Raw genomic sequence first — 24,133 nt, forward strand, 5'->3', positions numbered from 1 at the left:
CGGCGATTATGCGTCACCGCTCCTTCGAACAAGGGCGATGGAATTGCCGAAAGAGACGCGGGATAGAAGTTGGAACGACCTGGTCAGAAGTAGCATGATGCCATGGCTGATTTTCTTCAAGTCACCACGACAGCCGCCGACCGCGAGGTGGCGGCACGTCTCGCTCGCTCCGCTGTCTCCGCACGCCTGGCTGCCGGCGCACAGGTGGTCGGCCCAGTGACATCATTCTTCTGGCACCTGGGCGAGCAAAGCGAAGGCGAAGAGTGGCAGGTGACGCTGAAGACGTCTGCCGAGCGGTATCCCGAACTGGAGGCACATCTGCGGCGCGAGCACCCTTGGGACAACCCGGAGGTGACCGCCGTACCGCTGGTCGCAGCCTCCGAGGACTACCTCGCCTGGCTACGCCGGACGGTCACCCCTGAGCGGTAGTCAGCAAAGCCGCGGCGTCGATCGCACCGGCCACGGCCGGCAAGGAGCGGTGTGGCTTCAACCGCCGCACCACCTTTTGGATTTTCTCCGCAGGCCGCACCGACCCCACCCCGGCTGCCAGTCGCGCGGCGCGCTCGGTGACAGCGGCGGCCCGCTCGACCTCTTCCGCATCGAGGTAGGCGTGAGCGAGCGACGCCAGGTACATCGCCTTGTCGCGGGCGTGGGTGTCGCCGTAGCGGCTGAGCACTTCCTCCAGGACGGGCACGGCGCGCAGCGGGCGCCGCAACTGGGTCCAGCACCGCCCGGCCATGATCTTCATTTCGTCCTCGTCGACCCAGAAGACCCAGTCGGGCTCCGGACGGTCGTCGTGCCGGTGAACGATCTCGGAGGCCTCCGCGAGCGCGCGTTCGGCGGCGTCGGCCTGACCGGCGACGGCGTACGTCCAAGCCATGCGGTCCAACAACAGCGCACGTACTTTTGGTGTGGCGCGCCGTTCGGCCGTGGCGTACGAAGCGGTAGCCGTCTCGATGTCCGGCTCGCCCGTGGTCACCCGCGTTGGCCGACAACTCCGGGTTCGCCGTGTTCCCGACGCCGGTGCTGGCCTTCCCCAACATGCCGATCGCCTACTTCCTGGTCCGACCGCCCATGCCATCGGTGCTGCTGAGCCATGAGGCACACGTCGTGGGAACCGGGATGCCCATGCCTCTGCCGCCCAGCGCTCTGGGCACCACGCCCGTGGTCTGGCTGGTCACTCCAGAACAGGCCGGCAACCGGCTGGTGCCCGGTGACGCGCTGGCCGATCTGATCTACCGCGTCGAGGGGAAGTGCGCGTGAACGAGCTGGACGAGCGCGCCCCGAAACCGGGTGCACAGCCGCTGTGGACCGAAGGTGAGTTCGCCAACGTCATGCACCTGATCGCCAAGGAGCAGGCCCCGCGGCTGTTCGCCATCGTGGAGGAGTACGGCGAGCGGGAAGACGCCCGAGTCGCGGGTTATGGCCTGGCTCATCCCCACCACGTCGACGTCAACTCGGTGGAAGGTGACTTCCATCTCGTCTCGCAGAGCCCCGAGCGCGCCCGGCAGCTTTTCGGGATCTCTGCCGGTTCCCGTGGGGTGCGGACGCATCTGGTGTGGCTGACCAACCTGCCGGAAGGCGACGAAGGAGAGGGCTGAACGGACCGCGGTCGGCGACGAGGCATCAGGTCGCCGCCCGCGACTGTCGCGGCGGCGTCGGGCACTACGCGCGGGAGCGCACCTGCTGGGGCTTCCTGTCTACTGCCCGCCACTCGCGCTCGACAGTAAGATCAAGAAAGCGCTTCACCCGTGGAAGCCCTGGCTGTCCGGACCCCGTCGATTGTCGGACCCCGTCGGTAGAATTACGACAAGGGTTCCCCTTGGCGGGGACCCGGGCGGAGCTCATCCTTCGAGGTGATCGGCTCTTTCAGGGTGATCGATGCCGAGTGGCCGATCGTCCGGTAGCCGAGCGGTCCGTAGAGGCGGTCCACCTTGGCGTCCGGTTCGGTCTCCAGGAATGGCGTGCAGCCCGAGTCGAAGACGCGCGCGGTGAGGTCGGCGCACACAGCCGAAGCGATGCCACGCCCCCGGAACGACGGCGGCACCGCGATCCCCGCCACCTGCGACAGGCGGTACCGCGGCGCGGTGTACGCGCCCGCACCCGCCGGTTCGCCGTCCAGCCGGGCCAGCACGACGACCCCGCCGTCGCGCAACAGCGACCGCTGCCGCGCCACGTCCTCCGCGCCGGCAGCCTCACCCATGCCGAACGCTGTGTTCTGCACCACGGACACCGCCAGCAGGTCGTCGTCCGACGTCACCGCCTCGACCGTCAACCCGGCCGGCACCGGCGGCGCGACCAGCGAGTCGATCGCCATCATCGGCAGCAACTGGTCCACGGTGAACCCGGCCGCCTCCAGCGCCGCGTCCACCACCGGCGACGGCCGCAGGTACTCCAGCCGAGGCGTGCGCGACCGCGCCCGGAACGCCGCCACCAGTGCGTCCACCTCGGCACGCGTCGGCGCGGCGCCCTCGTCGGGCACGGCGTAGTTCATGAACAGGTTGTCGCTGTGCGCGTCGAAGCGGATCAGGAACGGTCCGACGCGGTCGGCGTCGGCGCTGATCGCGTCACGCAAAGCGGCCTGGATGCGGGTGAGCACCACCAGACGCTAACGCGGCACCGAAGCCCGACGAACGGGTTTTCCGATCCGGGCCCGAACCTCCGTAAACTCAAGGTGAAGCAGCCCGGTCCGTACCCTGGAGGTGACGTGCGTGAACGCCGATGAGCGCCGGTTCGAGGTCCTGCGCGCGATCGTCGCCGACTACGTGTCGAACCAGGAGCCCGTCGGCTCGAAAGCCCTGGTCGAACGGCACAACCTCGGCGTTTCGAGCGCGACCGTGCGCAACGACATGGCCTCCCTGGAGGAGGACGGGTACATCACCCAGCCGCACACCAGCGCCGGCCGCGTGCCGACCGACAAGGGCTACCGGCTGTTCGTGGACCGGCTCAGCGAGGTCAAGCCGCTGTCCACGCCCGAGCGCCGGGCCATCCAGAACTTCCTCGAAGGCGCCTACGACCTCGACGACGTGCTGCGTCGCAGCGTGCGACTGCTCGCCCAGCTGACCCGCCAGGTCGCCGTCGTGCAGTACCCGACCCTGAGCCGCTCCACCGTCCGGCACATCGAAGTGCTCGCGATCACACCGGCCCGGCTGATGCTGGTGCTGATCACCGACACCGGCCGGGTCGACCAGCGCTCGGTCGACCTCGGCGACGTGATCACCGAGGACAACGTCGCCCGCATCCGGTCCATGCTCAACGGCGCCATGGTCGGCAAGCGCCTGTCCGACGCCTCCGCCGAGGTCGCGAAGCTGCCCGACGAGGCGCCGGGCGACCTGCGCGACATCGTGCTGCGGGTGAGCACGGTGCTCATCGAGTCGCTGGTGGAGCACCCCGAGGAACGCCTGGTGCTGGGTGGCACGGCGAACCTCACCCGCAACGTGGCAGACTTCCCCGGTTCGCTGCGCCAGGTGCTCGAGGCGCTGGAGGAGCAGGTCGTGGTGCTCAAGCTGCTCGCCACCGCCCGCGACCCGGGCCGGATCCTGGTGCACATCGGCGAGGAGAACGAAGCGGCCGAGATGCGCAGCACCTCGGTCGTGTCCATCGGCTACGGCAGCCGGGACAACCTGCTCGGCGGCATGGGCGTGGTCGGGCCGACCCGCATGGACTACCCCGGCACGATGGCGGCGGTGCGAGCGGTCGCCAACTACGTGGGTGAGATCTTGACCGGACGGTGACAGCGGGGGAACACCGCGGTCCCGCAGGACGTTCCGCAAGCGAGCGGGCGCGTGTCGAAGCGCGTTCGCAGGAGGAAACACGGTGGCGAGGGACTACTACGGCACGCTCGGGGTCGCCAAGAACGCGACTCCCGACGAGATCAAGCGCGCCTACCGCAAGCTCGCGCGGCAGCTGCACCCCGACGTCAACCCCAACGAGGAAGCGCGCTTCAAGGAGGTGACCGCCGCCTACGAGGTCCTGTCGGACCCGAAGAAGCGGCAGGTCGTCGACCTGGGTGGCGACCCGTTGGAGCCGGGCGGCGGTGGTGGCGGCGGCATGCGCGACCCGTTCGCGGGATTCGGTCTCGGCGACATCATGGACGCCTTCTTCGGTGCGGGCGGCGGTGGCGGACGCGGTCCGCGCAGCCGGGTGCAGCCCGGCTCGGACGCGCTCATCCGGCTGTCGATGACGCTGGAGGAGTGCGCGGCCGGTGCTTCGCGCGAGCTCACCGTGGACACGGCGATCCTGTGCGACCGGTGCGTCGGCAGCGGCTGCGCGGACGGCTCGTCCCCGGTGCGCTGCGACACGTGCGGCGGCCGGGGCGAGGTGCAGTCGGTGCAGCGCTCGTTCCTGGGCCAGGTCGTCACGGCGCGGCCGTGCCCGGTGTGCCGCGGCCTCGGCGAGGTCATCCCCGACCCGTGCCAGCAGTGCGCGGGCGAGGGTCGGGTGCGCTCGCGGCGCACCATCTCGGTGCAGATCCCGGCCGGTGTGGCCGAGGGCATGCGGGTGCGGCTCGCGGGCCAGGGCGAGGTCGGCCCCGGCGGCGGACCGGCCGGCGACCTGTACGTCGAGGTCGAAGAGGTGCCGCACGAGGTCTTCGAACGTGACGGCGCGAACCTGCACTGCTCCGTGCGCATCCCGATGACGACGGCCGCGCTGGGCGCGGTGCTGCCGCTGCAGACGCTGGACGGCGAGGAGGAGCTGGAGATCGAGCCCGGCACCCAGCCGAACACCGAGCTGGTGCTCACCGGGCGCGGCATGCCCCGGCTGCGGTCCAGCGGCCGCATCGACGGCCGCGGCGACCTGCACGTGCACCTCGAAGTCGTCACGCCGACCAAGCTGGACGCCCGGCAGGCCGAACTGCTGCGCGAGCTGGCCGTCGTGCGCGGCGAGGACGAGCCGACGCTCGCGCACAACGGCAAGGGCGGCGGCGGGCTGTTCTCGCGGCTGCGGGCCGGCCGCAACCACCGGTGACGCTGCCGGTCTTCCTGGTCGCCGCGCTGCCGCCCGGTGACTCCGCCGTCCTGGACGGACCGGAGGGGCGGCACGCGGCCACCGTGCGCCGGTTGCGCGCGGGGGAGGAGCTGGTGCTCTCCGACGGCACGGGCGCCCAGGTGCGGTGCGTGGTCGAGGAGGCGTTCAAGGACTCCCTGAGGCTGCGCGTCGCCGAACGGTGGGTCGTGCCTTCGCCGTCCGTTCGCGTGGTCGTGGCGCAGGCGCTGGTCAAGGGTGACCGGGGTGAGCTGGCCGTGGAGCTGGCCACCGAGGCGGGCGTGGACGGGGTCGTGCCGTGGCGTGCCTCGCGCTGCGTGACGAAGTGGGAAGACGGGCCGCGGGGGGCGAAGGCCCTCGAACGCTGGCGCAGCACCGCCCGTGAGGCGGCGAAGCAGGCTCGCCGGGCACGCGTGCCGTCGGTCTCCGAACCCGTTTCGACGTCCGGGCTCGTGCGGTTGGCGTCGTCGTCGACGGTCACTTTGGTTTTGCACGAATCCGCTTCCGTCGGACTTGGATCGGTTCAGTTGCCCGCTTCGGGTGATGTGCTGCTGGTCGTCGGACCGGAAGGCGGCATCACCGACGAGGAATTGTCCGCGTTGACCGGGGTCGGCGCGCACGTTGTGCGACTGGGTCCTACCGTTCTGCGAGCGTCGACCGCGGCGGCGGTCGCTTTGGGTGCGCTGGGTGTGCTGACCGATCGCTGGCGGTAATTGGCCTTGCTCCCTTCTGGCGAACACCCGACGTAGGGGTTACGCTGGTGGGCAGAGGGGCTGCATTGGTCTAGGCGCGATCGGCCCCTTGCCAGACTCGCCGGACACCTCCCCCCTCGGTCCGGCGCCGCCGCGTCGCGGTGGGACGACCCCCAGGTCCCACCGCGACGCGGCCTCTTTTTTGCCTCCAAGGGGTTTCGATTGCGCATCGTCTACGGGTCGCACCCGAGCCAGTTCGGCGAGTTTTCCTCGCCATCCGGTGAATCGTTTCCGGTCGTGGTGGTAATCCACGGCGGTTTCTGGCATCAGCGTTATGGATTGGCACTCGGCCGCCCTCTGGTCGCCGACCTGGTCGAACACGGCGTGGCCGCCTACAACATCGAGTACCGGCGGGTAACCGGGGGTGGCGGCTGGCCCGCGACCGGTGACGACGTCCTCGCCGCCATCGACGCCCTCGACCCGGCCCTCGGCCCGGTGGTCACGCTGGGTCACTCCGCCGGCGGTCACCTGGCGGTCTGGGCCGCCGCACGCCACCCGCGCGTCGTCGGCGCGGTCGCCCAGGCAGGGGTGCTGGACTTCCTCCAGCACCCGCAGATCACCCGCCGTGCCGCCGAACTGCTCGGCGGCACCCCGGCCGAGGTACCCGACCTGTACGCCGACGCGTCACCCGCCGCCCAGCTCCCCATCGCGAAGCCCCTGGTCCTGGTGCACGGCACGGACGACGAGGACGTCCCGTTCGCGCAGAGCGAGTCGTTCGCCCACGCCTCCGGCGCCGAGCTGATCACCCTGCCCGCCACCGACCACATGTCCCTGATCACCCCGGGCACCCCGGCCTGGGCCGCCTGCCGCACCGCCACCCTCCGCCTCGCCCGAGAGTCGTACGCTCACGTCCCGCGTGTCGAACCTCCAGGACCCGTGAGTTCAACGCTCAGGTCCCGCGCGACCCGACCTGAGCGTTGAACTCACGGGTCCTGAGCGTTCGACACACGGGTCGGTAGCCTGCGGAGCCATGTCCGACTGCCTGTTCTGCCGCATCGTCGCCCGCGAGATCCCGGCGACCGTGGTGCACGAGACCGACACCACGCTGGCGTTCCGCGACATCGCACCCCAAGCGCCGACGCACGTCGTGCTGGTGCCGAAGGTGCACGCACCCGACGCCGTGGCCCTCGCCGCCGCCGCGCCCACCGTGCTGGACGACCTGTTCCTGGCCGCCGGCGAGGTGGCGAAGTCCGAGGGCGTCGCCGACAGCGGCTACCGGCTGCTGTTCAACACCGGCGAGGACGCGGGCCAGACCGTCTTCCACGCCCACCTGCACGTCCTCGGCGGACGGCGACTCGGCCCCCTGGCCTGACCCCCGACCTAACCGAGGGCCTGCATCACCGGCGCGTGGAGGCGCGCACGGTCACCGCTGAACGCCCCGCGCACCATCAGCTCCGCGGTGAACCGCGGCACCACGCCGTGCGCCTCCAACCACGCGCCCAACGCAGGGTCCCGCACGTCCACCCGCACCGTCGCACCCACCGCCACGTCCGCGACCAACTCCGCCGCACGACCCACCGACGGCGCCACCACCGGCCCCACCATCGTCACCGGCCCGTTGAGCCACGTCGCCACGAACCCGTCGTCAGCCACCCTGACCTGCGACGCGAACCCGAACAGCGCACCCCACATCGCCGACCGGTCGGCGCCGAACACCTCGGCGTCGACCGCCACCACCCGCGCCCGGTCCTCCTCGGTCACCGGCCGCGACGTGCCCGAAGCCGTCCCGCCGAACGCCCCCACGTGCGCCGTCACCACGCCCACCGACCGGAAACCCAACTTCTCGTACAACGGCTTGCCGTACGAAGTCGCGTGCAACGACACCACCGGCGCGTCCGCGAACGCCAACGCGTGCTCCACCAGCCGCCGCCCCAACCCGCGCCCGCCGTGGCTCGACGCCACCAGCACCATGCTCACCGCCGCGTGCTCGTCACCGAACCGGGTGACGATGGTGGTGCCGACCAGCTCGTCCCCGTCGAACAGCCCGAACCCGGTGCCGACGCGCAGCAGGAACGCCCACTTCTCCGGCTCCTCCGACCACCCCCGGTCCAGCCCGAGGCGCAGGCAGGCGGTCAGGTCGTCCGGGGTGAGCACGCGCAAGTTCTCCACGCCCCCGAGTACACCCGCCGTGTCCAACCCGTTTCTTACTCCGGTGCGGACTGTCGGTGGTGGCGGCTAGCATCGGAACCGATAGGTCGACTTCACCCGAGCACGGCGCGAACGCGCAGGAAGAGGGCCCGAGGCCACGTGGCCGGTACCGACGACAACACGCCGCAGGCAGCCCCCACCGCGGCCGACGCCCAGTCCAAGTTCGCCGTGCCCGACGGCGCGGTGCTCGCCCTGCTCGGATCGCGCGACGAGAACCTCCGGCTCGCCGAGGAACTGCTGGTCGCCGACGTGCACGTGCGCGGCAACGAGATCACGCTCTCCGGCCAGCCCGCCGACGTGGCGTTCGCCGAACGCGTGTTCTCCGAACTGGTCACCCTCGCCAGCCGCGGCCAGCAGGTAGGCCCGGACACGGTCCGCCGCACGGTCGCGATGCTGTCCGCGGGCACCGCCGAGTCGCCCGCCGAGGTGCTGAGCCTCGACATCATCAGCAGGCGCGGCCGCACCATCCGGCCGAAGACGCTGAACCAGAAGCACTACGTGGACGCGATCGACCAGAACACCGTGGTGTTCGGCATCGGTCCCGCGGGTACCGGCAAGACGTACCTCGCCATGGCCAAGGCCGTGCAGGCGCTGCAGGCCAAGCAGGTCAACCGGATCATCCTGACCAGACCGGCGGTCGAGGCGGGCGAGCGGCTGGGCTACCTGCCGGGCACGCTGTACGAGAAGATCGACCCGTACCTGCGCCCCCTCTACGACGCGCTGCACGACATGGTCGACCCGGAGTCCATCCCGCGCCTCACCCAGGCCGGCACGATCGAGGTCGCCCCACTCGCATATATGCGTGGTCGGGCGCAACCGGTGTTCACGAACGTGCTCACCCCGGACGGGTTTCGGCCCATCGGCAGCCTCCAGGTCGGTGACCTGGTCATCGGCTCGAACGGCGAGCCAACCCCGGTCCTCGGTGTGTATCCGCAGGGCGAGAAGGACATCTACCGGGTCACGGCCCAGGACGGCGCCTCGACCCTGGCCTGCGGTGATCACCTGTGGACGGTGCGGACGAGGTCCGACCGCCGTCGCAACAAGCCGTGGCGGGTGCTGCACACCAAGGAGATGATCGGCAACCTCCGCGCCGCCCACGCGCGCCGGTACGAGTTGCCGCTGCTCAGCGCCCCGACGTGCCACCCGGAGCGTGAGGTCCCGATGGACCCGTACGCCCTGGGCCTGCTGCTCGGCGACGGCTGCCCGACCGGCTCCACCACGCCGTCCTTCGCCACCGACGACCCGGAACTGGCGGTCGCGCTCCAGTCGGCTCTGCCCGGCGTCGCGGTGAACTGGAAGGACCGGGTGAACTACACCCTCAACCGGGTGAAGTCGCCGGGCGATGTCGTGACGATGGAGAATCCCGTCACCGGAGCGCTCCGGGCGCTCAGCCTGTGGGGCACGCGTTCGCACACGAAGTTCATCCCGGAGGTCTACCTCGCCAACACGGCCGAGGCCAGGGTCGCGCTGTTGCAAGGCCTGTTGGACTCCGACGGCGGGCCGGTCACGCAGGTCGGCCGCACCTGCCGGATCCAGTACACGACCACGTCGGCGCAGCTCAGGGACGACGTGATCCGCCTGGTCCGGTCGCTGGGCGGCGTCGCGTACACGAGGACCCGCGTCGCCGAGGGCCGCAAGCCCGGTTTCGCCGGCGGGCGGGCGGTGGCCTGCCGACACGACGCGCACGTCGTCGACATCCGGCTGCCCGAGGGCGTCGAACCGTTCCGGCTCGCCCGCAAGCGGGAGAAGTACCTCGCGGCGGGCGGCGGCGGGCGGCCCATGCGGTTCATCGACAGCATCGAGCCCGCGGGCCGTGCCGAGGCGGTGTGCATCCAGGTGGCGGCGGCGGACTCGCTCTACGTCACCGAGGACTACCTGCTGACCCACAACACGCTCAACGACGCGTTCATCATCCTGGACGAGGCGCAGAACACGACGCCCGAACAGATGAAGATGTTCCTCACCCGGTTGGGGTTCGGCTCGAAGATCGTGGTGACCGGTGACATCACGCAGGTCGACCTGCCCGGTGGGCAGCGCAGCGGGCTGAAGGTCGTCAAGGACATCCTCGAAGGCGTGGACGACGTCCACTTCTCCGTCCTGACCAGCAGCGACGTGGTCCGCCACCGGCTGGTCGCGGACATCGTGGACGCCTACGAGAAGTGGCAGGTCGAGCAGGACGAGGGCGACGCGGCGGACCGGCACCAGCACCACGCCGGACCCGGTGCGCGGTCGCGCGGGCAACGCCGGGGACGATAGGCGCCGTGAGCATCGAGATCGCGAACGAGTCGGGCGTGAGCGTGGACGAGCCGTCCATCGTCGCCGCCGCCCGGTTCGCCCTGGACCGGATGGGCGTCAGCCCGTTGGCCGAGCTGTCCGTCCTGCTGGTGGAGCTGGACGTGATGGCGGACCTGCACCAGCGCTGGATGGACCTGCCCGGCCCGACGGACGTGATGGCGTTCCCGATGGACGAGCTGGACTCGGCGCGCCGCCCGGACGCCACGGGCCTGGGCCCGGCGCTGCTCGGCGACATCGTGCTGTGCCCGGACTTCGCCAAGGACCAGGCCAAGAAGGCGGGCCACAGCCTGCTGGACGAACTGCACCTGCTGACCGTGCACGGCGTGCTGCACCTGCTCGGCTACGACCACGCCGAGCCCGCCGAGGAGCGGGAGATGTTCACGTTGCAGAACCGCATCCTGGGCGACTTCCGCACCGCGGCGGCCGAGGCGGAGCGCAAGTCGGCGCAGCGCGAGGCCGACTCGAAGCTCCTCGGGGCGGTCGGCCTGGAAGACCAGGACCGGCCCGAGCCGACGGCCTGAGGCGGCCGGGGTGATGGGCGGTTCTGCCGGCTTGCTGGTGTTGGCCGTGGTGCTGGTGTTGTCGGCCGGCGCGTTCGCGGGGGTCGACGCGGCGCTGGGCACGGTGTCGCGGGCCCGGGTCGAGGCGTTGCAGCGGCAGGGCCGGGCGGGCACGGGGCAGTTGATCCAGCTGCTGGCCGACCGGCCGCGGCACGTCAACCTGCTGCTGTTGCTGCGCCTGGGCTGCGAGCTGGCGGCGACGGTGCTGGTGACCGTGGTGTGCCTGGGGTTCATCGCCACCGACTGGGTGGCGATGCTGGTCGCCGGGCTGAGCATGCTCGTGGTGTCGTACGTGCTGGTCGGCGTGGGTCCGCGGACGATCGGCAGGCAGCACCCGTACGCGGTGAGCCTGCTGGCGGCGGGCCCGATCCGGGTGCTCGGCCGCGTGCTGGGCCCGTTGAGCAAGCTGCTGATCCTGGTCGGCAACGCGATCACACCGGGCAAGGGTTTCCGCGAGGGACCGTTCTCGTCCGAGGTGGAGCTGCGCGAGCTGGTGGACATGGCGCAGGAACGCGGCGTCGTGGACGAGGGCGAGCGGGAGATGATCCACTCGGTCTTCGAGCTGGGCGACACGATCGCGCGCGAGGTGATGGTGCCGCGCACCGAGATCGTGTGGATCGAGCAGACCAAGTCGATCCGGCAGGCGCTGGCCCTGTCGCTGCGCACCGGGTACACGCGGGTGCCGGTGATCGGGGAGAGCGTGGACGACATCGTCGGCGTGGTGAACCTCAAGGACCTGGTGCGGCTGACGTTGGCCGAGGAGCCGAACGGCACGGCGGTGGCGGACGTGATGAAGCCGGCGTCGTTCATCCCGGACTCGAAGCCGATCGCGGACCTGCTGCGGGAGATGCAGCTGTCGCGCAACCACCTGGCGGTCGTGGTGGACGAGTACGGCGGCACGGCGGGCCTGCTGACGATCGAGGACATCCTGGAGGAGATCGTCGGCGAGATCACCGACGAGTCCGACACCGACGACCGGCCGCCGGTGGAGCACCTGGACGACGGTTCGGTGCGGGTCAGCGCGCGGTTGCCGGTGGACGACCTGGACGCGTTGTTCGGCACGGAGCTGGACGACCACGAGGTGGAGACGGTCGGCGGCCTGCTGGCGCAGCGCCTGGGCCGCGTGCCGCTGCCGGGCACGGAAGCCGAGATCGCGGGCCTGCGGATGCGGGCCGAGGGCGGCAAGGACGAACGCGGGCGGATGCGCATCACGACAGTGCTGGTGCGCCCGCTGAACAACGGCCACAACAGCGAGGGGACCACCGGTGAGTGACCTCGACCCCGAGGACCAGAAGATCGTGACGCTGGCGCGCTCGGCGCGGGCCCGCACGGGGGCGGCGGAGGGTGCGGCGGTGCGCGACACCGACGGCCGGACCTACGCGGCGACCACGATCGCGCTGCCGTCGCTGAAGCTGACGGCGTTGCAGGCGGCGGTCGCGGCGGCCGTGTCCAGCGGTGCCGAGGGCCTGGAAGCGGCGGCCGTCGTCACCGCTTCGGGCGAGGTGGACGCCGACTCCGTCGCGGCGGTGCGCGACCTGACCGCCGACGCGCCGGTGCTGCGGGCCGACGCCTCGGGCGCCGTGCAGGAGACCGTGTAGGTGCGCGACTACGTGACGGTGTGCCGCGGCTGTTGCTGCGGCACGGTCAAGAAGCACCCGGACTACGACCACGACGAGCAGTTGCGGCGGTTGCGGGCCCTGGCCGACGGTTCCGGCGGCCGGCTGCGCGTGCGCACCGCCGACTGCCTCGACGCGTGCGAGAACTCGAACGTCGTCGTGGTGAAGCCGGCGGGGCACAAGCCGGTGTGGCTCGGGTTCGTCCTGCACGACGCGGTGATGGACGACTTGGAGGGCTGGCTCGCCGACGGCGGCCCGATGCCGGTGACGCTCGAGGTGAACCGCATCGAGCCCCCGGCGCAGCGGGCCTGAGCGGGTCGGGGCCCGTGCCTGGCGAGGGCTGGCGCGGCGCGGTCGGCGGGGGCGGGGACAATGGGTGGATGGATGGTTACCGCTCCGGGTTCGCGTGCTTCGTCGGCCGCCCCAACGCAGGCAAGTCGACGTTGACCAACGCGCTGGTCGGGACCAAGGTCGCGATCACGTCGAGCAAGCCGCAGACCACCCGGCACACCATCCGGGGCATCGTGCACCGCGAGGACGGCCAGCTGGTCCTCGTGGACACCCCCGGTCTGCACCGGCCGCGCACGCTGCTCGGCCAGCGCCTCAACGACCTGGTGCGCGAGACGTGGTCCGAGGTGGACGTGGTCGGGTTCTGCGTGCCCGCCGACCAGAAGGTCGGCCCCGGTGACAAGTTCATCGCCGCCGAGCTGGAGAAGATCGCCAAGCGCACCCCGGTCATCGGCATCGTCACCAAGACCGACCTGGTCGGCCAGCAGCAGGTCGCCGAGCAGTTGCTGGCCCTGCAGAACGTGATGGACTTCGCCGACCTGATCCCGGTGTCCGCGGTGGACGGCTACCAGGTCGACGCCCTCGCCGACCTGGTGCTGGGCAAGCTGCCCGAGGGGCCGCCGCTGTACCCGGACGGCGAGCTGACCGACGAGCCGGAGCAGACGCTGGTCGCCGAGCTGATCCGGGAGGCGGCGCTGGAGGGCGTGCGCGACGAGCTGCCGCACTCGATCGCCGTCGTGGTGGAGGAGATGCTGCCCCGCGAGGGCCGGGACGACCTGGTGGACATCCACGCCAACGTGTTCGTGGAGCGGCCGAGCCAGAAGGCGATCATCCTGGGCCACCGCGGTGAACGCCTCAAGCAGGTCGGCATCACCTCGCGCAGGCACATCGAGAAGCTGCTCGGCACCCGCGTCTACCTCGACCTGCACATCAAGATCGCCAAGGACTGGCAGCGCGACCCGAAGCAGTTGCGCAGACTGGGGTTCTAGTGGCGAACCTCTACCGGGACACCGGCGTGGTCCTGCGGGTGCAGAAGCTCGGCGAGGCCGACCGGATCATCACGCTGCTCACCCAGAAGCACGGCAAGGTGCGCGCGGTGGCCAAGGGCGTGCGCCGCACGTCGTCCCGGTTCGGCGCCCGGCTGGAGCCGTTCGGGCACGTCGACGTGCAGTTCTACCCCGGCCGGTCGCTGGACGTGATCACGCAGGTGGAGACGCTGGACGCGTTCGGCGTGGTGCTGGTGGACGACTACCAGCGCTACACGGCGGCGTGCGCGGTGCTGGAGACCGCCGACCGGCTCACCGCCGAGGAGGGTGAACCGGTCCTGCGGCTGTACCTGCTGGTCACGGGCGCGTTGCGGGCGCTGGCGGCGAAGGAGCGGGACGCCTCGCTCATCCTCGACGCGTTCCTGATGCGCGCGATGGCGTTCGCGGGCTGGGCGCCGGCGGTCGACGAGTGCGCCCGCTGCGCCGACCCCGGCCCGCACAGGGCGTTCAACGTGCACGCGGGCGGCATGGTGTGCGCGCGGTGCCGTCCGCCGGGCAGTGCCACGCCGTCCGCCGACACGTTGCGCCTGCTCGCCGCACTCCTGCACGGCCGGTGGGACGTGGTGGACGGCATTCCCGCCGGTGCCCGCCGTGACGCGAGCGGCCTGGTCGCGGCGCACCTGCAGTGGCACCTGGAGCGGCAGTTGCGGTCGCTGCCGTTGGTCGAGCGAAAGGCGCAACCGGCCGACGGTTAGAGTCGCTCGCCGCACGAGAACCCCACCCTGGAGAGGACAGCCATGCTCCGCCGACGGCGGGTTGAGCGCGTCCAGCGCGTTCCCCGACCCCCGGAACCGCACCCCACCGGCGCGACGCCCCCGGTGCTGCCCGCCGACCTCGTCCCCCGGCACATCGCGATCGTGATGGACGGCAACGGACGCTGGGCCAACCAGCGCGGCCTGTCCCGCATCGAGGGGCACAAGCGCGGCGAGGCCGTCGTGGTCGAGGCGGCCAAGGGCGCCATCGAGTTGGGCGTGAAGTGGCTGTCGCTGTACGCGTTCTCCACCGAGAACTGGCGGCGCAGCCCGGAGGAGGTCCGGTTCCTCATGGGCTTCAGCCGTGACGTGATCCACCACCGCACCGACGAGCTGGACGAACTCGGTGTGCGGGTGCGGTGGGCGGGGCGGCGGCCCAAGCTGTGGCGCAGCGTCATCAAGGAGCTCGAGGTCGCCGAGGAGCGCACGAAGGACAACGACGTGCTGAACCTGGCGATGTGCATCAACTACGGCGGGCGGGCCGAGATCGGTGACGCGGCCCGCGAGGTGGCCAGGTTGGCCGCCGCCGGCAAGATCAACCCGGACAAGGTCGACGACCGCACCCTCGCCAAGTACCTGTACCAGCCCGAGATGCCGGACGTGGACCTGTTCATCCGGCCGTCCGGCGAGCAGCGCACCTCGAACTTCCTGCTCTGGCAGTCGGCGTACGCGGAGCTGGTGTTCCAGGACATCCTGTGGCCCGACTTCGACCGGCTGGACCTGTGGCGCGCGTGCGAGGCGTACGCCATGCGCGACCGGCGCTTCGGCGGCGCCGTGGACAAGCCCGACGTGGAGGATTCTTAAGTGACCGACCAGGACGCCAAGGTGACCGCGGAACTGCTCACCGCGGCCCGTGAGGCGTTGGAGATGTTCCACGACGTCCACGTCGACGACGACGGCGCGCTGAGCTTCCAGCACGCCGAGGTGCCGTGCGCGGTGCAGGCGATGCGGTTGGCCGAAGGGCTGACCGTGCTCAGCCTGACCTGCGTGGTGGCCTGGGACCTGCCCGAGGACCGCGACCTCGCCGTGTCCGCAGCGGAACGCGCAGGTCAGGGCCTGTTCGGCACGCTCGGCGTGGTGCACACCGAGCGTGGGATGGATGTGACGTTGCGCTACGCGTTCCCGGCCGAAGGGCTGAAGCCGGAGCCGTTGAGCACGCTGCTGATGTTGGTCGTGTCCACTGCCTCGCAGCTGCGCAACGAGCTGCTGGCCGGAACCGGGAGTGCCTGATGGCCGGTGTGATCGTGTACGAGCCCGACGACGACACGGATGTCGAGGGCCTGCCGTGGGCCGTCACGTTCGAGGCGTCGGCGGGGGAGGAGTGGGCGTCGTTCGTGTGCGGGCCTTACGACCGTGACGACGCGGTGAAGCTGGCCGAGGAGGTCCTGGCCTCCAGCCGCGGCGTGACCGCCGTGGTCGAGCCGCTGTTGCCCGTGACGGAGGCGGCGGACGTGCTGGCGACGATCGCCGAACTGCGTGACGAGGAAGAGCCGGCGGAGTGACGACGGCCCGGAATTGTCAGACCCGGCCGGCAGAATAAAAGCAGGGGTCCCCTTGGCGAGGACGCCTGCGTGAGCGTTGGTGGGGACGCCTGCGTGTGTTGGCGGGTGGAGGGCGCGCCGGGCCCCTCCGCCCGCGTTCTTTTCGGACAAGCGTTCAATCTGGTGGAGCGATGACGTCGGTCAGGCAGGTCCAGGTCACTTTCGACTGCGCGCAACCGCGGCGGGTCGCTCGATTCTGGTGCGAAGTGCTCGGCTACACCCTGCCGCCGCCGCCGGACGGGTTCGCCACTTGGGACGACTACGACCGTTCGCTGCCGCCGGAGAAGCAGGGTTCGTGGGCGGCGTGCATCGATCCCGCCCGGGTGGGGCCGCGGCTGTACTTCCAGCGCGTGCCCGAGGGCAAGGTGGTCAAGAACCGGGTGCACCTCGACGTCCGCGTCGCGACCGGGCTCGTCGGTGACGAGCGGCTGGCCGTGCTGCACGCCGAGTGCGAGCGGCTGGTCGCGCTCGGCGCGACCCAGGTGGAAGTGCTGCTCGCCGACGAGGAGGACGAGTCGACCATCGTGATGCGGGACGTCGAGGGCAACGAGTTCTGCCTCGACTGAAGCACGCCGGTCTCAGCCGGTGAAGGTGAACGTGTGGGCGCCGGTGGGCAGCGGTCGGGGTCGGCGGGCAGTCGTCCAGCGCAGTCCGGACCTGCGCCTGCACGGCACGCGGCCGCAGCGCCGGCCGCGAGTCGGGACGGTCGTGCTCGGTGCGCCACCCGTGCCAGTCCACGGGCACGGACCTAGCCGCCGGTGACGATCACATGACCGGGCGCCGAAGTACCGACGGAGGTCGGTGAGCCGCGGGCGCTGGTTCTGGCATCATCTCGGAAGTGACAATCACTGGCGAGATCCGCGGATCGCGCCCGCCCCGCCCGTCGCCGCGCTGGAAGATCACTTCGCTGGAAGTGCTCTGCGTGCTGCTCGTGCTGGCGCTGGTGCTGCAGGACTGGCTGGTCGGCGTGCTCGACGTTCCGGTGCTGCGCACGGCGTCCACGGTGTTCGTCGCGGTGTGCGTGCAGGCGCTGCCGTTCCTCGTGCTCGGCGTCCTGATCAGCGGTGCGATCGCCGCGTTCATCCCGGCCACCGTGCTGCGCCGGGCGTTGCCGAAGAAGACCGCGCTGGCCGTGCCCGTCGCCGGTGTCGCGGGCGTGGCCCTGCCCGGCTGCGAGTGCGCCTCCGTGCCCGTCTCCCGCAGGTTGATGCAGCAGGGCGTGGCACCGGCCGTGGCGCTGACGTTCCTGCTCGCGGCGCCCGCGGTGAACCCGATCGTGCTGGTGTCCACGGCCGTGGCATTCCCGAACGCGCCGGAGATGGTGCCCGCGCGGTTCGCGGGTGCGCTGCTGACCGCCGTCGTCATGGGCTGGCTGTGGACGCGGTTCGGCAAGGCCGAGTGGATCGCCGAACGCGCGTTGCGCCGCCTGCCCGACCACGACGGCACGTCCCGCTGGGTGGTGTTCGCCGAGACCGCGCGGCACGACCTGGTCGACGCGGGCGGGTTCCTGGTGCTCGGCGGCGTGTTCGCGGCGGCGTTCAACGTCCTCGTGCCGCAGTCCTGGTTGGAGACGTTGGGCGGCCAGCTCGTGCTCGCCGTGGTGGTGCTGTCGCTGCTGGCGGTGGTGCTGGCGCTGTGCAGCGAGGCGGACGCGTTCGTCGCGGCGTCCATGTCGGCGCTGCCGCTGCTGCCCCGGCTGGTGTTCCTGGTGGTCGGCCCGGCGGTCGACGTCAAGCTCATCGCGCTGCAGGCGGGCGCGTTCGGCAAGTCCTTCGCGGCGCGCTTCGCGCCGGCCACGTTCGTGGTGGCGATCGCGTCGGCCCTGGTGGCCGGAGCGGTGTTCGACATCGACCACGAGGTGCGATGACCCATGAGGCGTGAAACCCAGAACATCCTGCTCGTCCTGCTCGGCGGCGCCCTGCTGAAGCTCGCGCTGACCGGCACCTACCTGCGGTACGTCAAGGAGTCGCTGCAGCCGTGGCTGGTGGTGACCGGTGGCGTCATGGTGGTGCTGGCGCTGGTGTCGATCGTGCGCGACATCAGGGGCGGTCAGGAACATCACGGCGGGCACGAGCACGGCACGTCCCGCAGCCCGTGGATGCTGCTGCTGCCGGTGTTCGCGGTGTTCCTGATCAGCCCGCCCGCGCTGGGCGCGGACACGGTCAACCGGTCCGACCGCAACGCCGCCCAGGAGGCCAAGGCGTCCAGCGGGTTCGCGCCGCTGCCGTCCGACGCCGTCATTCCGCTCACCATCACCGAGTTCGTCACCCGCACGGCGTGGGACGACTCCGGCTCGCTGGACGACCGCACGGTCAAGCTCACCGGGTTCGTGGTGCGCAAGGACGCCGACGTGTTCATCGCCCGGCTGACCATCTCGTGCTGCGCCGCGGACGCCGCGCCGGTGAAGGCGAAGATGGTGGGCCAGGACTTCGCCGCGCTGCCGACCGACCAGTGGGTCGAGGCCACCGGCCGCGTGGTGCCCGGTTCGGCGACCAAGGAGAGCGCGTTCGTGCCGACCTTCACCGTGTCGCAGGTCGTGCCGATCGCGGCACCCGAGGACACCTACGAAGGCTGAGTCGCGGGTGCCCCGGTCAGGGGCGCTACCCCTTCCCGGCGCACTCGCGGCACGTGCCGAAGATCTCCACGGTGTGGCTGACCTCGACGAACCCGTTCTCCGCCGCGACCCGGTCGGCCCACTTCTCCACCGCCGGACCCTCGACCTCCACCGTGCGGCCGCAGCCCCGGCACACCAGGTGGTGATGGTGGTGCTGGGAGCAGCGGCGGTAGATCGCCTCGCCCGAGTCGGTGCGCAGCACGTCCACCTCGCCGGCGTCGGCCAGCGACTGCAACGTGCGGTAGACCGTGGTCAGGCCGATGCCCTCGCCGCGTTTGCGCAGCTCCTCGTGCAGCTCCTGGGCAGAGCGGAACTCGCCGAGCGAGTCGAGCAGCTTGGACACGGCGGTGCGCTGCTTGGTGGAACGCAGCCCGGGCACCGCGGTGGTCGGACGCTCGCTAGTGGTCACATCTCCTCCGTCCGGGGGGTCCGGTCGGTCTGGTTAATACCACGCGGCGAACCCTCGTCCACATGGGTCACCGCATCGACCACGATGTGGGAGAGGTGCTCGTCGACGAGCCGGTAGACGACCTCACGGCCGTGCCGCTCGCCGTGCACCACGCCCGCGGCCTTGAGCACCCTCAGGTGCTGGCTGATCAACGGCTGGGCCACGCCCAGTGCGTCCACCAGTTCGTGCACGCACCGGTCGGCCTCGCGCAGTTGCAGCACGATCGCTATGCGCACCGGCGCGGCGAGCGCGCGCAGCAACTCACCGGCCGCAGACAGCGTCCTGGTGGGCTGCCGCGGTGCCGGTGGGGGTACCCGGCGTTCCGGGGAGTGCACGTGTTCGCCCCGCACTCCGACCGCCACGGCGCCTCCCACGTGGTATGGATTTTCACCACCGATACTACGGCGCTAGAGCACGGACACCGTGATGAGCACCAGGACGGCCAGCACGAGCAGTCTCAGCACGCGTGCGCTCGGGGTGAGCAGGGGCCAGGTCGTGGCGAGCAGTGCCGCCACGGCGAGGGCCAGGAGGCCCAGCAGCAGCGCGCCCACCGTGCCCCGGATCCACACGCCGAGCCCGAACAACGCCAAGACCAGCAGGAACGCCGCCGGCGCGGGCACCCGCGAGAGCGGTCCGGCACCGGGAATCAGGGTCCGCTTCGAGTCACCAGCCACCGTGGCATCCTTGCACCGTGCTGCTCGTGTGCCGCTTCACCGTGGCGGAAACCGGGGTTGACGCGTTCACCGAGCGTGTCGACCGGGCGTTGACCCTGCTCACCGCCCAGGCCGGCTGCCGACGTGCCCAGCTGTCGCGGTCGACCGACGAGGCCGACCGCTTCGTGCTGACCGCCGAGTTCGACTCCGTGGTGGCGTACCGGCGGGCGATGTCGCCGTTCGAGGTGCGTGAACACGTCATTCCGCTGCTGTCCGAGGCGAACACCGACGAACCGTCCGCCTACGAGCCGCTGCTGGTGGCGGCTGATGGCGAGGTGCGCCGCGAGGTGAGCCTGCTCGCGCACGACGCCGGCACCGTCCGCCTCGGCGAGGCCGCCGGCCCCGCCACTCCCCGCTGACGTCCCGGTCTTCCGCCGCGCCGCGTCGGCTGCGGCTCCGCCCCGACCCGGCTGACCTCGGCGCGGGTGTGGCACGGTCGGCCGAGGGCTACCCGATGGGTAGGACTACCCTGGCAAGCCCATTTCCGTCCCTTTCTGCATCTCCCGATGGAGTGTCCGTGGCAGCCGATCGCATCGAGACCGTCGTCAGCCTGTGCAAGCGTCGCGGGTTCGTCTACCCGTGTGGCGAGATCTACGGCGGCACCAGGTCGGCCTGGGACTACGGCCCTCTCGGCGTCGAGCTGAAGGACAACATCAAGCGCCAGTGGTGGAACTTCATGGTGCGCGGCCGCGAGGACGTGGTCGGGCTGGACTCGTCGGTGATCCTGCCGCGCGAGGTGTGGGTGGCGTCCGGGCACGTCGAGGCGTTCGTGGATCCCCTGATCGAGTGCAACTCGTGCCACAAGAGGTTCCGGCAGGACACGTTGGTCGAGGAGTACGCCGAGCGCACCGGCAAGCAGGTGGCCGAGGGCGACGTGTCCGACGTGCCGTGCCCGAACTGCGGCACCCGCGGCCAGTACACCGAGCCCAAGATGTTCAACGGCCTGCTCAAGACGCACCTCGGGCCGGTCGAGACCGACGAGGGCCTGCACTACCTGCGCCCGGAGACCGCGCAGGGCATCTTCACGAACTTCCTGAACGTGCAGACCACCTCGCGCCGCAAGCCGCCGTTCGGCATCGGCCAGATCGGCAAGAGCTTCCGCAACGAGATCACGCCGGGCAACTTCATCTTCCGCACCCGCGAGTTCGAGCAGATGGAGATGGAGTTCTTCGTCGAACCGGGCACGGACGAGGAATGGCACCAGTACTGGATCGACGAGCGCACGCGCTGGTACAACGAGCTGGGCATCTCCAAGGAGAACCTGCGGCACTACGAGCACCCCAAGGAAAAGCTGTCGCACTACTCGAAGCGCACCGTCGACATCGAGTACCGGTTCCAGTTCGGCGGCCAGGAGTGGGGTGAGCTGGAAGGCATCGCCAACCGCACCGACTTCGACCTGACCACCCACTCGAACCACTCGGGTGTGGACCTGTCGTACTTCGACCAGGCCACCAACTCGCGCTACCGGCCGTTCGTGATCGAGCCCGCCGCGGGCGTCGGCCGGCCGATGATGGCGTTCCTGCTGGAGGCCTACACCGAGGACGAGGCGCCGAACGCCAAGGGCGGCGTGGACAAGCGCGTCGTGCTCCGCCTGGACCGCAGGCTGGCACCGGTGAAGGCGGCCGTGCTGCCGCTGTCGCGCAACGCCGAGCTGTCGCCGAAGGCGAAGGACCTGGCCAACGCCCTGCGCAAGCACTGGAACATCGAGTTCGACGACGCGGGTGCCATCGGCCGCCGCTACCGCAGGCAGGACGAGATCGGCACCCCGTTCTGCGTCACGGTCGACTTCGACACCCTCACCGACCACGCCGTGACGGTGCGGGAACGCGACACCATGTCGCAGGAGCGGGTATCGATGGATCAGCTGGAGGGCTACCTCGCGGCCCGTCTGATCGGCGCCTGACCAGGCAGTTCACGCGTTGGCACGGTGTTCGGACGGGCTCAGGCCGCGTTCCCGCTTGAACGCCGTGCTCAACGCGAAAGCGGTGCTGTAGCCGACCTGGTGGGCGACGGCGGCCACTGTGGCGGACGGTTCGCGCAGCAGGTCGGCGGCCAGGGTGAGGCGCCAGTCGGTCAGGTAGGCCATCGGCGGTTCGCCGACCAGTTCGGTGAACCGCCTGGCCAGCGCCGCCCGTGACACCCCGACCGCATCGGCCAGGGAACCCACCGTCCAGGGGTGTGCCGGGTCGCCGTGCAGCAGCCGCAGCGCGCGTCCCACCACGGGGTCGGCGTGCGCCGTGTACCAGCTCGGTGTCCGCGCCTCCGGGCGGCAGAACCACGCCCGCAGCACGGAGATCAGCAGCAGGTCGAGCATGCGGTCCAGCACGGCTTCCTGGCCCGGTTCGTCGCGGGTGATCTCGTCGGCGAGCAACGGCACCAGCGGCAGTTCCGCGCGCGGCACCACGAGGTGAGCGGGCAGCACCGACAGCAGCCGCCTGCTCACCTCGCCGTCCAACTGGTACGTGCCGCTGAGCATCACCGCGGACCCGTCCGGGTTCGCGCCCCACGTCCGCACGCCCAAGCCCCACTGCTCGCACAACGCCGCACCGTCCGGCGTGGTCGTGATCTCGCCGGGGTGCACCACCGCCTGCACGGGCGTGGCCGGGTCGTCGGCCACCGCGTACGGGTCCGGCCCGCGCAGCACGGCCACGTCACCGGCGCGCAGCCGCACGGGATCGCTGCCGTGCGGCAGCAGCCACCCGTCGCCGCGCACCATCGCCACCACGGTCAACGGCGCGCGATCCTCGACGCGCACCGACCACGGCGGGTCCAGGACGGTGCGCATGAGGAACGCGCCACGGGCGCGCGGCCCGTCCAACAGCCCGGCGAGAACGTCCACGGAGGCCAGCGTAGAGACGCTCGCGTATGCGATCGAGCCGTTGAGCCATGGCAAGTCCAGGACCCGTCGACTTGACTGGGTCCCATGTTTCCCACGGTGACGATCATCGCGGCCCTCGGCTGCGGGATGATGGCCGGCGTCTTCTTCGCGTTCTCCGCGATGGTCATGCCCGGTCTGCGGCGGGCCGAGCCCGCGGTCGGTGTCGCGGCCATGCGGGCGATCAACCTCGCCGTGGTGAACCCCGCGTTCATCGGGGTCTTCGTCGGCACGGCGGTCGTCGGCGTGATCGCGGCGTTCGAGGGTGACCCGTGGGCGTGGGCGGGCGCGGCGCTCTACGTGCTGGGAGGGATCGTGCTCACCGGCGCCTTCCACATCCCCCGCAACAACGAGCTCGAACGGCTCGGCACCGCCGAGTACTGGACGCGCTACCTGCGCGAGTGGGTGCCCGCGAACCACCTCCGCGCCCTGCTGTCGCTCGCTGCCGCCGCGTCGTTCACCCTCGCCGCCCTCAACTGACCGCCCTCAACGCCAGGGATCGAGGGCGTGCTTGCCCGAGGTCTGGCCGGCCGCGAGGTGCCGCAACACCTCCGGCCCGTCGGCCAGGGGGTGGACCTCCGGGGTGCCGGGCGGGTACACGCCGAGGGCGATGAGCGTTTCGAGCTCGGCCAACAGCGACCGGTACACCGACGGGGCCGCGGTCGCCAGCGCGCCGATGTGCAGGCCCTTGAGCTGGACCTGGTGGTTGAAGACCAGGTCGTGCGTGGTCACGGTGGCGTCACCGGACGCGGCGCCGAACACGACGACGCGCCCGGTGAACGGCTTGGCGACCGACAGGCTGGTCCCGAACGTGGCCCGTCCCACCGATTCCAGGACCAGGTCGACCCCGCCGGTCAGGCGGGTGATCTCGGCGGCCAGGTCGGGGTGCCGGCTGTCCAGGACCTCGTCGGCGCCGAGCGCCTTGACGGTGTCGTGCTTGGCCGGGGACGCCGTGGCGATCACACGCGCGCCGAAGTGGCGGGCGAGCCGGACGGCGGCCTGCCCCACGCCACCGGCCGCCGCCTGGACGAGCACCACCTCACCCGCCTCGACCTCGCCCAACGGCTTCAGCGCCGCCAACGCGGTGGCCCAGTTCAACACCAGCCCGAGGGCTTCGGCGTCACGCCACCCGGACGGCACGGGCAGCACACCGGCGGCCGGCATCGACATGAACTGCGCGAAGGCACCCGGGCCGGTGCCGACGACGTGGGTGCCGAGCGGGAGCGGGCTCTCGACCTCGGGGCCGACACCCACGATCTCGCCGGCGGCTTCGAACCCCGCCACGTAGGGCGCTCGTGGTCCTCCCCCGTATGTCCCGTAGGTCTGCATGACGTCGGCGAAGTTGATCCCGGCGGCCGTGACGCGGATCAGGTAGTCGCCGGGCCCGGGGGTGGGGCGGGGGTGGTCGGTCGTCACGGTCAGGTCGCGCGGTCCCCGGTGCGACCGCTGGACCAGTGCCCGTCCCACCTGCTCGTTGATCTCCATGCGGCGAACGTAGG

31 protein-coding genes and 3 pseudogenes are annotated in these 24,133 nt (G+C 71.0%); 26 read left to right on the plus strand and 8 right to left on the minus strand.

The features are described 5' to 3' along the window. The first annotated feature begins 102 nt into the window (after window positions 1–102). Window positions 103–429 carry a divalent-cation tolerance protein CutA gene (cutA, locus tag A6A25_RS14835; RefSeq protein ID WP_073889720.1) on the plus strand — a complete coding sequence of 109 codons (327 nt, stop codon included), beginning with the start codon at window positions 103–105 and terminating at the stop codon, window positions 427–429. Here the strand turns inward: cutA and A6A25_RS14840 are convergent. Continuing rightward, on the minus strand, window positions 413–979 hold the full coding sequence (locus A6A25_RS14840; RefSeq protein WP_073889722.1) for a hypothetical protein: 567 nt from the start codon (window positions 977–979) through the stop codon (window positions 413–415). The genes cutA and A6A25_RS14840 overlap by 17 nt on opposite strands. Window positions 980–984: 5 nt before the next feature. Here A6A25_RS14840 and A6A25_RS14845 point away from each other — a divergent pair, with 5 nt between their 5' ends. Beyond that, window positions 985–1,263 carry a hypothetical protein gene (locus A6A25_RS14845; protein WP_073889724.1) on the plus strand — a complete coding sequence of 93 codons (279 nt, stop codon included), beginning with the start codon at window positions 985–987 and terminating at the stop codon, window positions 1,261–1,263. Then, window positions 1,260–1,601, plus strand: a complete 342-nt coding sequence (locus A6A25_RS14850) for a hypothetical protein (protein WP_083668355.1) — start codon at window positions 1,260–1,262, stop codon at window positions 1,599–1,601. Before A6A25_RS14845 ends, A6A25_RS14850 begins: the two co-directional genes overlap by 4 nt. 203 nt (window positions 1,602–1,804) lie before the next feature. On the opposite strand, the gene A6A25_RS14855 is transcribed toward A6A25_RS14850, so the two are convergent. Continuing rightward, a complete protein-coding gene (locus A6A25_RS14855; protein ID WP_143193156.1) occupies window positions 1,805–2,599 on the minus strand; it encodes a GNAT family N-acetyltransferase in 795 nt (264 codons plus the stop codon). A 112-nt stretch (window positions 2,600–2,711) separates the two neighbouring features. On the opposite strand from A6A25_RS14855, the gene hrcA reads away from it, so the two are divergent. The 5 genes from hrcA to A6A25_RS14880 all read left to right on the plus strand — a co-directional run bounded on the left by hrcA (window position 2,712) and on the right by A6A25_RS14880 (window position 7,050). Next, a complete protein-coding gene (hrcA, locus tag A6A25_RS14860; protein WP_073890114.1) occupies window positions 2,712–3,734 on the plus strand; it encodes a heat-inducible transcriptional repressor HrcA in 1,023 nt (340 codons plus the stop codon). An 82-nt stretch (window positions 3,735–3,816) separates the two neighbouring features. Beyond that, window positions 3,817–4,968, plus strand: coding sequence for a molecular chaperone DnaJ (gene dnaJ / locus A6A25_RS14865; RefSeq protein WP_073889730.1), 1,152 nt, complete (start codon window positions 3,817–3,819; stop codon window positions 4,966–4,968). After that, complete coding sequence (locus A6A25_RS14870; RefSeq protein WP_073889732.1) at window positions 4,965–5,699, plus strand: 16S rRNA (uracil(1498)-N(3))-methyltransferase; 735 nt, start codon at window positions 4,965–4,967, stop codon at window positions 5,697–5,699. The genes dnaJ and A6A25_RS14870 overlap by 4 nt, the downstream gene beginning before the upstream one ends. Window positions 5,700–6,017: 318 nt before the next feature. Next, entirely contained in the window at window positions 6,018–6,659 is a 642-nt protein-coding gene (locus A6A25_RS14875) for an alpha/beta hydrolase family protein (protein ID WP_241828695.1), read from the plus strand. Between the two features lie 49 nt (window positions 6,660–6,708). Next, complete coding sequence (locus A6A25_RS14880; RefSeq protein ID WP_073889734.1) at window positions 6,709–7,050, plus strand: histidine triad nucleotide-binding protein; 342 nt, start codon at window positions 6,709–6,711, stop codon at window positions 7,048–7,050. 8 nt (window positions 7,051–7,058) lie between these two features. Here the strand turns inward: A6A25_RS14880 and A6A25_RS14885 are convergent, their stop codons facing one another. Beyond that, the gene (locus A6A25_RS14885) at window positions 7,059–7,847 is read right to left on the minus strand and encodes a GNAT family N-acetyltransferase (RefSeq protein ID WP_083668333.1); all 789 of its coding nucleotides are present in this window, start codon (window positions 7,845–7,847) and stop codon (window positions 7,059–7,061) included. A gap of 222 nt (window positions 7,848–8,069) precedes the next feature. Between A6A25_RS14885 and A6A25_RS46625 the strand changes: the two are divergent. The 15 genes and pseudogenes from A6A25_RS46625 to A6A25_RS14950 form a co-directional block, all read left to right on the plus strand. After that, window positions 8,070–8,696 (plus strand): annotated as a pseudogene (locus A6A25_RS46625) (PhoH family protein); the annotation flags it as partial. A gap of 543 nt (window positions 8,697–9,239) precedes the next feature. Continuing rightward, a pseudogene (locus A6A25_RS46630) lies at window positions 9,240–9,467 on the plus strand (LAGLIDADG family homing endonuclease); the annotation flags it as partial. Between the two features lie 309 nt (window positions 9,468–9,776). Beyond that, a pseudogene (locus A6A25_RS45490) lies at window positions 9,777–10,142 on the plus strand (PhoH family protein); the annotation flags it as partial. 5 nt (window positions 10,143–10,147) lie between these two features. After that, the gene (gene ybeY / locus A6A25_RS14895; protein ID WP_073889739.1) at window positions 10,148–10,702 is read left to right on the plus strand and encodes an rRNA maturation RNase YbeY; all 555 of its coding nucleotides are present in this window, start codon (window positions 10,148–10,150) and stop codon (window positions 10,700–10,702) included. Window positions 10,703–10,715: 13 nt separating this feature from the next. Continuing rightward, complete coding sequence (locus A6A25_RS14900; RefSeq protein WP_073889741.1) at window positions 10,716–12,014, plus strand: hemolysin family protein; 1,299 nt, start codon at window positions 10,716–10,718, stop codon at window positions 12,012–12,014. Then, on the plus strand, window positions 12,007–12,339 hold the full coding sequence (locus A6A25_RS14905; protein WP_073889743.1) for a cytidine deaminase: 333 nt from the start codon (window positions 12,007–12,009) through the stop codon (window positions 12,337–12,339). The genes A6A25_RS14900 and A6A25_RS14905 overlap by 8 nt, the downstream gene beginning before the upstream one ends. Next, on the plus strand, window positions 12,340–12,669 hold the full coding sequence (locus tag A6A25_RS14910; protein WP_073889745.1) for a hypothetical protein: 330 nt from the start codon (window positions 12,340–12,342) through the stop codon (window positions 12,667–12,669). 68 nt (window positions 12,670–12,737) lie between these two features. Beyond that, entirely contained in the window at window positions 12,738–13,634 is an 897-nt protein-coding gene (gene era, locus A6A25_RS14915) for a GTPase Era (protein ID WP_073889747.1), read from the plus strand. After that, window positions 13,634–14,386 (plus strand): DNA repair protein RecO, encoded by a 753-nt coding sequence (gene recO, locus A6A25_RS14920; protein ID WP_073889749.1) that lies wholly within the window; start codon window positions 13,634–13,636, stop codon window positions 14,384–14,386. The genes era and recO overlap by 1 nt, the downstream gene beginning before the upstream one ends. A 42-nt stretch (window positions 14,387–14,428) precedes the next feature. Further along, the gene (locus A6A25_RS14925; RefSeq protein ID WP_073889751.1) at window positions 14,429–15,247 is read left to right on the plus strand and encodes an isoprenyl transferase; all 819 of its coding nucleotides are present in this window, start codon (window positions 14,429–14,431) and stop codon (window positions 15,245–15,247) included. Then, complete coding sequence (locus A6A25_RS14930) at window positions 15,248–15,673, plus strand: YbjN domain-containing protein (RefSeq protein WP_274534310.1); 426 nt, start codon at window positions 15,248–15,250, stop codon at window positions 15,671–15,673. Beyond that, a complete protein-coding gene (locus A6A25_RS14935; RefSeq protein WP_073889753.1) occupies window positions 15,673–15,945 on the plus strand; it encodes a hypothetical protein in 273 nt (90 codons plus the stop codon). Before A6A25_RS14930 ends, A6A25_RS14935 begins: the two co-directional genes overlap by 1 nt. A 170-nt stretch (window positions 15,946–16,115) precedes the next feature. Next, entirely contained in the window at window positions 16,116–16,550 is a 435-nt protein-coding gene (locus tag A6A25_RS14940) for a VOC family protein (RefSeq protein ID WP_073889755.1), read from the plus strand. A 272-nt stretch (window positions 16,551–16,822) separates the two neighbouring features. Further along, window positions 16,823–17,851, plus strand: coding sequence for a permease (locus A6A25_RS14945; RefSeq protein ID WP_083668334.1), 1,029 nt, complete (start codon window positions 16,823–16,825; stop codon window positions 17,849–17,851). A 3-nt stretch (window positions 17,852–17,854) separates the two neighbouring features. Continuing rightward, window positions 17,855–18,559 carry a TIGR03943 family putative permease subunit gene (locus A6A25_RS14950; RefSeq protein WP_073889757.1) on the plus strand — a complete coding sequence of 235 codons (705 nt, stop codon included), beginning with the start codon at window positions 17,855–17,857 and terminating at the stop codon, window positions 18,557–18,559. A 25-nt stretch (window positions 18,560–18,584) separates the two neighbouring features. On the opposite strand, the gene A6A25_RS14955 is transcribed toward A6A25_RS14950, so the two are convergent. Genes A6A25_RS14955 through A6A25_RS14965 form a run of 3 tightly spaced genes read right to left on the minus strand, consistent with a single transcriptional unit; the run spans window position 18,585 to window position 19,720 of the window. Then, entirely contained in the window at window positions 18,585–19,007 is a 423-nt protein-coding gene (locus tag A6A25_RS14955; protein ID WP_073889761.1) for a Fur family transcriptional regulator, read from the minus strand. Continuing rightward, window positions 19,004–19,408 (minus strand): ArsR/SmtB family transcription factor, encoded by a 405-nt coding sequence (locus A6A25_RS14960; protein WP_083668335.1) that lies wholly within the window; start codon window positions 19,406–19,408, stop codon window positions 19,004–19,006. The genes A6A25_RS14955 and A6A25_RS14960 overlap by 4 nt, the downstream gene beginning before the upstream one ends. A 45-nt stretch (window positions 19,409–19,453) precedes the next feature. Beyond that, on the minus strand, window positions 19,454–19,720 hold the full coding sequence (locus A6A25_RS14965) for a DUF6703 family protein (protein ID WP_241828696.1): 267 nt from the start codon (window positions 19,718–19,720) through the stop codon (window positions 19,454–19,456). 17 nt (window positions 19,721–19,737) lie between these two features. Here A6A25_RS14965 and A6A25_RS14970 point away from each other — a divergent pair, with 17 nt between their 5' ends. Together A6A25_RS14970 and A6A25_RS14975 are read left to right on the plus strand one after the other, a co-directional pair. Beyond that, window positions 19,738–20,118, plus strand: a complete 381-nt coding sequence (locus A6A25_RS14970; protein WP_073889766.1) for an antibiotic biosynthesis monooxygenase family protein — start codon at window positions 19,738–19,740, stop codon at window positions 20,116–20,118. 158 nt (window positions 20,119–20,276) lie between these two features. Further along, window positions 20,277–21,662, plus strand: coding sequence for a glycine--tRNA ligase (locus A6A25_RS14975; protein WP_073889769.1), 1,386 nt, complete (start codon window positions 20,277–20,279; stop codon window positions 21,660–21,662). Between the two features lie 9 nt (window positions 21,663–21,671). Here A6A25_RS14975 and A6A25_RS14980 read toward each other — a convergent pair whose 3' ends face one another. Beyond that, on the minus strand, window positions 21,672–22,598 hold the full coding sequence (locus A6A25_RS14980; RefSeq protein ID WP_073889771.1) for an AraC family transcriptional regulator: 927 nt from the start codon (window positions 22,596–22,598) through the stop codon (window positions 21,672–21,674). A gap of 96 nt (window positions 22,599–22,694) precedes the next feature. On the opposite strand from A6A25_RS14980, the gene A6A25_RS14985 reads away from it, so the two are divergent. After that, complete coding sequence (locus A6A25_RS14985; protein WP_241828698.1) at window positions 22,695–23,114, plus strand: anthrone oxygenase family protein; 420 nt, start codon at window positions 22,695–22,697, stop codon at window positions 23,112–23,114. 6 nt (window positions 23,115–23,120) lie between these two features. Here the strand turns inward: A6A25_RS14985 and A6A25_RS14990 are convergent, their stop codons facing one another. Next, window positions 23,121–24,119, minus strand: coding sequence for a zinc-binding dehydrogenase (locus A6A25_RS14990; protein WP_073889775.1), 999 nt, complete (start codon window positions 24,117–24,119; stop codon window positions 23,121–23,123). Window positions 24,120–24,133: the final 14 nt, after the last annotated feature.

The sequence above is a fragment of the Saccharothrix sp. CB00851 genome (assembly GCF_001905065.1).
Classification (GTDB): Bacteria; Actinomycetota; Actinomycetes; order Mycobacteriales; family Pseudonocardiaceae; genus Actinosynnema.